Raw genomic sequence first — 1,539 nt, 5'->3', positions numbered from 1 at the left:
ATAGTATAGAGCTAGGAACGTAGTTAATCTTCGTTCCTTTTTTGTATTATTTTTGGTATAATAATAGTTATTCAAATTTTATTTAGATTAAGAAAGAGTAGGATAGTATGTCTCGTTCTATCGATTTATTAAAACATCGGTATTTGAAAAATATTAAAGAAAATCCTGAATTATTTATTGGGATTGAGCTGGAATATCCTGTTGCAAATTTAGAGGGGCTTGCTACAGATGTTGATGTTATAAAGGAACTATTTCATTATTTAGTTTCTGCTTTAGATTTTATTGTAGAGAAGGTAGATGATTTTGGAAATCCTATCCAGTTAGTAGATCCGATAAGTCAGGATGCTATTTTATTTGAAATTTCCTATACAACGATTGAGTTTGCATTTGGTAAGGCTGAAACGATTCAAGAGGTTGAGAATCGTTTTAATAACTATATGGATGTAATTCAGATTAAATTAAGTAAATCAAATCATGCTATTGTTGGCTGTGGTATTCATCCCAACTGGGATAAAAATGAGAATTGTCCAGTGGCTTTCCCACGGTATCGCATGTTGATGGACTATTTGAATTTGAGTAGAAATGTGACTAAATCAGATTTGCATCATTTTCCTGAATACGGAGCGTTTATTTGTGGGAGTCAGGTACAGTTAGATGTTTCAAAGTCTAACTACTTACGAGTGATTAATGCTTTTACCCAAATTGAAGCAGTTAAGGCTTATTTATTTGCAAACTCTGAGTTTACAGGTGCGGATTGGGATACAAAAATCTCAAGAGATATTTTCTGGGAAGAATCTATGCATGGTATCTATCCAGAGAATGTTGGTGTCAATGCTAGACTCTTTAAAGATGAGGATGATTTTTTTGACTATCTAGATCATTCTGCAATTTTTACTGCGGAACGTGATGAACAAACCTATTATTTTTATCCGATTCAGGCAAGGGATTATTTGGCTATGCCTGAAATGCAGGCAATTGCTCTGAATGGGGATAAGGTTATTATTTACCCCCAAGAGAAGGATTTTGAAACCCATCGTAGTTATCAGTATCAAGACTTAACGACTCGAGGAACGGTTGAGTTTCGTAGTGTGTGTACTCAGCCACTTGATAGAACTTTTGCTTTTGCTGTCTTTCACTTGGGATTGTTGGTTAATTTAGACAAGTTAGAAGCTTACTTAGAAACAGCACCTTTCTTTAAAGAATTTGGGAGAAATTATAAGTTTTTAAGGCGACAATTTTCTAAGAAAAAGCTTACAGATCAGGAAAAAACTGCAATTATCAGTTTTTCAAAAGACTTACTCTTGCTAGCTGAGGAAGGACTGAAGATGAGAAATAAACAAGAAATGATTTATTTAGAGCCTTTGAAGAAAGAATTGGGGGTAAATTCCCAAACTAAGTTCCACCGCTAATCCAAGTGGAAGTTAGTCTGATAAAAATCGTAAAAACCAGTGGAAATCCGTGTCAGGGTAAGTTCCACTGGTTTTACTAATGCTTGATTTCATCGCTTTTGTAACCAAAATGAATCGAAAAAAAGAGCGC

The 1,539-nt window shown here is 34.4% G+C and carries 1 protein-coding gene; it reads left to right on the top strand.

What is annotated here, in order from left to right:
- Positions 1 to 107 precede the first annotated feature (107 nt).
- Complete coding sequence (locus tag GEZ85_RS10065; RefSeq protein WP_153209890.1) at positions 108 to 1,409, top strand: glutamate-cysteine ligase family protein; 1,302 nt, start codon at positions 108 to 110, stop codon at positions 1,407 to 1,409.
- Positions 1,410 to 1,539 lie beyond the last annotated feature (130 nt).

It is taken from the genome of Streptococcus mitis (assembly GCF_009496205.1).
Taxonomy (GTDB): domain Bacteria; phylum Bacillota; class Bacilli; order Lactobacillales; family Streptococcaceae; genus Streptococcus; species Streptococcus mitis_BN.
Note: the sequence above shows the minus strand (reverse complement) of the source record. Positions and strands in the feature narration are given on the sequence as shown.